This window comes from Hymenobacter coccineus (assembly GCF_001816125.1).
GTDB classification, from domain to species: domain Bacteria; phylum Bacteroidota; class Bacteroidia; order Cytophagales; family Hymenobacteraceae; genus Hymenobacter; species Hymenobacter coccineus.
Genome location: NZ_MDZA01000163.1, coordinates 1 through 5232, shown reverse-complemented (window position 1 = coordinate 5232; position 5232 = coordinate 1). Strand labels below are relative to the sequence as shown.

The window sequence follows — 5232 nt, the reverse complement described above, 5'->3', positions numbered from 1 at the left end:
GGCACCTGGCCCGCCCCGGCCGCGCTGGGCGACCTGGGCGGCCACTTCCTGCTGGTGTTCCGGCGCATCCAGGGCCGCTGGGTCATCGTGGCCGACCACACCTCGTAGCCGTTGCGGTGGCGGAGCGTTTTTGAAAAAAAAGCGCTTTCAAGCTCATCCGTGCGGTTTTTTAGGCAACGGTGGGATGGGAGGGACCGTTTAGGGGCCCGTACCTATCTCCCTATTCTGCGCCGAAAGGCCAGCAACTACCGCATCATGGAAGACGAACAGAACATCAGCCGCCGCAAAATTTTGGGCAGTCTGGGCGCGGGCCTAGCCGCCGCTGCTCTGGGCCCCGTTTTGGCCGCTGAGGGGCCCCGGCCGAAATAGCCGCCGCGCCCTTGCAAGACCCGACCACCAAGTACCCCAAGCCCCCGTTCAAGGAGCAGTCGCAGCCCTGGCCCGGGCTGGCCAGCCAAATGGACCCGCGCCCCGACCACGGCGAAACTAGCTACAAAGGCTCGGGCCGTCTGAAGGGCCGCAAGGCACTGATTACGGGCGGCGACTCGGGCATGGGCCGGGCCGCCGCCATCGCCTACGCCCGTGAGGGGGCCGACGTGGCCATCAACTACCTGCCCGCCGAGGAACCCGATGCCAAAGAGGTCATCGCCCTCATCAAGGCGGCGGGTTGCAAGGCCGTGGCCATTCCGGGCGACTTGCGCGACGAGGCCTTCTGCCAGCGGATGGTGGCCGAGGCCGTGCGCCAGCTCGGCGGGCTCGACATCGTGGTGAGCAACGCGGGCCGGCAGCAGGCGCACGAATCGATTCTGGACATTTCCACCGAGCAGTTCGACTGGACGATGAAAACCAACATCTACGCGCCCTTCTGGATCATCAAGGCCGCCTTGCCGCACCTACCGGCCGGGGCCGCCATCATCGCCACCACTTCAGAGCAGGCCTACGACCCCTCGGCCAACCTCTACGATTACGCCCAGACGAAGGCCGCCACCATGAATTTCGTGAAGTCGTTGGCTAAGCAGTTGGGCCCCAAAGGCATCCGCGTAAACGGCGTGGCCCCGGGCCCCATCTGGACGCCGCTGCAAGTGAGCGGCGGGGCCACCCCAGAAAAAATCAAAACCTTTGGCGGCGACACGCCCCTGGGCCGGGCCGGGCAGCCCGCCGAGCTGGGCTCGATTTACGTGCAGCTGGCTGCCAGCGACGCCAGCTACGCCACGGGCCAGGTGTACGGCTCGGCCGGCGGCAAAGGGCAGCCGTAGCGGCCAGTAGCTTCCAGGAAATCTGCCAGGGGGCGGGTGGCCTACTGAAAACGTATCCAATGCGTTTTCAGTAGGCCACCCGCCCCTTGCTTCGTTTTCGTGGCTCTCCAGGCAGCTCCTGCCGCGCGGTTATTTGCTGCAAATGTGCGCGGAGTTGGCTCAGGTTCTGCTGTGCCCAAGGCGGCGGTACGCCCGGTATTGGCCGGGTCGTCCAGCGGGCTAGGGCGGCGCACTAGCAACTCCGTGCCCTTGCCCGCAGAGGTCGTTCGTTAGTGGGTGGGCACTTGCGCCTTTACTTTTTGGCACATGTCCTGAAATACTTTATCCAGCTTGGCCTGGGTGGCCGGTAAGCGCAGCGAGGCCTGCGCGGGGCCCTCGGGGCGGATGTGCTGCAGCCAGGTTACGGCCGCGTCCAAGTCATCGAAGCTGGTGAGGGCGGGCCCCGGCAGCCAGTTGAGCACCGTTTGCACCACGTGGCGGGCCCGCACCGAAGACGAATACACCCATGCAATGTGCGTGATGCCGGCCACGGTTAGGTGCGGTAGAAAGTCACGTGCCAGCCAGGCCGCTACGCTCCAGCTCACGCCCGTTACCTGCTCATTGCTGTTGAGCACCCGCGCGTAGGGGCGGGGCAAGAAGCAGCGGGCCACCTCCAGGCAAGCAGTTTGCACGTCCAGCAACGTCAGTTCGCCTTCCCAATCCAAGAACAGCCATTCATTTAGTGAATCGTAGTAGATGGAAACGCAGTCCGTTTTACGGATTAAATGCAAGCGCATAGCGGGATAGAGATAAGTTAATTGAATAACCACTCCGCCCGCTCCACGCGAAGTGCTTGTGTAACCTGCGCAAGATATTTAGTAATGGTGTAAACAACTAAATGTTAGTTATATGCAAATAACTTGGTCGCATTGCCTGGGCCCCGTGCGCTGCAAGCCGGGCCCGGCGCCCTACTTCGCGGCGGCTACCCGCTTGAGCCCTTCCAATAGCTGGTCCAGGTCCTGCCGCGAGAGGTAGCGGCCGTCGGCCACCACGGCGGCGATGCGGCGGGTGTTGGCAATGTCAAGCAGCGGGTTGGCGCGGAGCAGCACGAGGTCGGCGAGGCGGCCGGGCGCGACGCTGCCGAAGTCCTGGAGGCGGTGGTAGAACCGGGCCGGGTTCAACGTGGCCGTTTGCAGGGCCTCCAGGGGCGTGAAGCCGGCCGCTACGAAGCGCTGCAACTCGAGGTGCAGGCTGGGGCCCGGCAGCACGTCCACGCCCGCCGGTGCGTCGGTTCCGGCCAGGAAAACCACTTGCGCCGCGTGCAGCTTGCGCACCAGCTCCAGCTCGTGGGTAACGAAGCGGGCCCGCACCGGTAGCGGCTCCGTGTCCATCGTCCGGGCGATGCTGGCCTGGGCCTTGGGCCACCGCTGCGCTACCCAACTGCGGCCGGCGTAGGCCAGGTCGGGGTCGGCGCGCCAGGCAATGGAATCGACGAGCCACTGGCCCCGCTCCCAGAAGAGCGTCGGGCACTGCCAGACCTGGTGCGCCGCCAGCAGCCGCACGGCGGCGGCTTCGCGGGCCGTGTCATAAGTGGCCAAAAAGCGGCCCGGCGACTTCTCGCCGCCCGCCACGTACCGGGCCTCGTCGGTCGAGCTGGCCTCGAAAATGCCGATTAGGTGCTCGAAGGTGCGCTGGCCGGCGGCCACGGCTTCGGCGGCACTCACGGCGTCGGGCACGTGCCCCTCGAAGGGCAGGCCCACCGCCTTGGCCTCGGCCGCAATGGCGAAGTAAGCGTCCCGCGGCACGTAGGACTGGATTTTAATAAAATCGACGCCCCGGGCCTTGAGCATATCCACGGCCCGGCGGCCGTCCGCGGGGGTAGCAACGGCGATGGCCGCTTTGTAGGGCGACTTGGGGCCGTCGAGCATCGGCCCGCTCACCACCAGCCGGGGCCCCAGCCGGCGGTGCGCCGCCACGGCCGCCCGGGCCCCCAGGATGGAATCGAGCTGGCTGCCCATGTCGCGGATGCCGGTGATGCCATGGACCAGCAGCAGCGGCAGGATCAGGTCGGTGCCGGCGGCGGCCGTGCCGTCGAAGTACACGTGGGTGTGCATGTCCCACAGCCCCGGGATGAGGTACTGCCCGCGGGCGTCCACCACCCGGCCCGTGGTCCGGCTGGCTTTGGCCGAGGGCCCCACCCGCACAATGCGCGGCCCGCTGATAACCACCGTCCTATCGGGTTGGATGGCGCCCGTGGCCACGTCAATTATGTTGGCGTGCACGATGGTAAGCCGCTGCGCGTGGGCGGTTATGCTGAGGCAAAGGGCGAGGAACAAGAGTTGCAGGAGGCGCATCAATCGATAATGAACAAGGGTTTAGTGTTGCCTAGGCCACCTAAATGGCCTTTAATTTAAGGCAATGCTTGCACCGTGATTTTTTTGCACTGGACTATCAGCACAGGTACGTGGTCGATGGCCAATCGAATTGATAACTCGTCTTTTCGCGGTGCCGTCAGGTCAGCGTAGCTAAAGTCTTCCAAAAGTAAACCTGATTCTAAGCGTTTTCCTTTACCCTTGCTTTTGCGTTTAATTCGCTCAATCTGCTGTTGAAGCTGTGCTACCTCTTTGCCATTGCGCACCCCTGTTAAAAGGATTTGCTTACGTTCATGATACACTCCTTGCGGCACGTCCAGCCACATATTAATAGTCAAGCAGTTGCTTAACATGTCGAAAGTAAACCCGTATATACAGGCATCGTGTAAATCGGTAGGGAGGGGTGGTATGCTCATTGCGAGATGGTTGTTCTTCTGTTATTTATCATACGGATAGGTTGCGAAACACCCAACATGTAACCGATAACAGAACCGTTATCCCGACAATCACAAAGAATAACCATGAGGCCAGTGACGTTTTATTTATATGTCTTTCCCATCGAATAATACCCAAAACTGCTAAGAGAAACAGTCCTCCTTGCACTGTGCCAACCAAGAGGTAATGGCCACTGCCGTGCGTGATACTGAGAAGAAAAGCAATTAGCATAGGAAGCCAGATGGCTGTTTGGTAGTAGAAAGAGCTACGCATCCTATCTAAGTACAAAAAGTTGAGAAATTACTGCCGCACTTGTACGAATCAAGCAAGCTGCCAACGGTTTTGCTTGCAAGTGTCTGTTAGCAATGAATTCAACGTGGAAAGAATATTTACTATTCGTTACCACCCACCGCCATCTTGTCGCCATCAATGAGCCCCCGTTCGGCGGCGTGGCGCATGGCAGTGGCGTAGTCGGGCACGAGGAGCATTTCCACGTTTTCGGCGCGCAGCTCGACCACTAGCTGCGGGATGCCCAGGGCCCGCTTGGGCACCTGCACGTCGCGAATGTACACGGCGCGGATGCGGCCGGGGTAGCGGCGCACCACCTCGCGGTAGATGCGGGCGTCTTCCTGGCCGCTGTCGCCGAGTAGCACGAAGGGCAGGTGGGGGTAGGCGTGCAGCACGTTCTCGATTTCGTGGAGCTTGTGGCCGAAGTGAGCGGCGGCGGCCAGGCCCTCGGCGGTGGGGGGCGCGGGGTTGCGCGGGCGCAGGCCCACGTCGCGCAGCAGCAGGGCCCCCTTCGGGATGCGGTGCAGGGTGAGGAACTCGTCGAGCGCGTCGTACAGGTTCCAGGGGCTGCTGCTGATGTAGAAAAACGGGTTATCGGGCCGCCCGGTGCGCCCCAGTTGCAGGGCCCGGTAGAACTCGCCCACGTCGGCAAAGGGCTGGTGCGAAAACTCGTTGCGCAGCAGCACCGTGAAGCCCATGCGCAGAAAATTGGTGGCCCCCGACTCAAACACCGTGTCGTCGAGGTCGGAAATTACCCCGAACTCGGCCCCGGCGGGCGGCACCAGCACTTCGGCCACGGCTTGCACGGGCCGGGCGGCAGCGGCGGGCCGCCCGGCAGCTGGGCCAGGCGCACGGCCACCGGCTGCCCACAGCGAGGGCCCGGGCGACGCTGGGCGGAAGCT

At 63.0% G+C, this 5232-nt stretch carries 5 protein-coding genes; 1 reads left to right on the top strand and 4 read right to left on the bottom strand.

Annotated elements, in window-relative coordinates; all coding sequences use genetic code 11:
* Positions 1–380 precede the first annotated feature (380 nt).
* Complete coding sequence (locus BEN49_RS10945) at positions 381–1256, top strand: SDR family oxidoreductase (RefSeq protein WP_317040440.1); 876 nt, start codon at positions 381–383, stop codon at positions 1254–1256.
* A gap of 269 nt (positions 1257–1525) precedes the next feature.
* Here the strand turns inward: BEN49_RS10945 and BEN49_RS10940 are convergent, their stop codons facing one another.
* From BEN49_RS10940 to BEN49_RS10925, 4 genes are all read right to left on the bottom strand, one after another.
* Complete coding sequence (locus BEN49_RS10940; RefSeq protein WP_070743215.1) at positions 1526–2032, bottom strand: SpoIIAA family protein; 507 nt, start codon at positions 2030–2032, stop codon at positions 1526–1528.
* A gap of 171 nt (positions 2033–2203) precedes the next feature.
* Positions 2204–3589, bottom strand: coding sequence for an amidohydrolase family protein (locus BEN49_RS10935; protein ID WP_070743213.1), 1386 nt, complete (start codon positions 3587–3589; stop codon positions 2204–2206).
* Positions 3590–3645: 56 nt separating this feature from the next.
* Positions 3646–3933: a hypothetical protein gene (locus BEN49_RS10930; RefSeq protein ID WP_125916744.1), complete on the bottom strand. Its 288-nt coding sequence runs from the start codon at positions 3931–3933 to the stop codon at positions 3646–3648.
* A 501-nt stretch (positions 3934–4434) separates the two neighbouring features.
* On the bottom strand, positions 4435–5232 hold a 798-nt coding region (locus BEN49_RS10925), incomplete at its 5' end, for a phosphatase domain-containing protein (protein WP_204376090.1).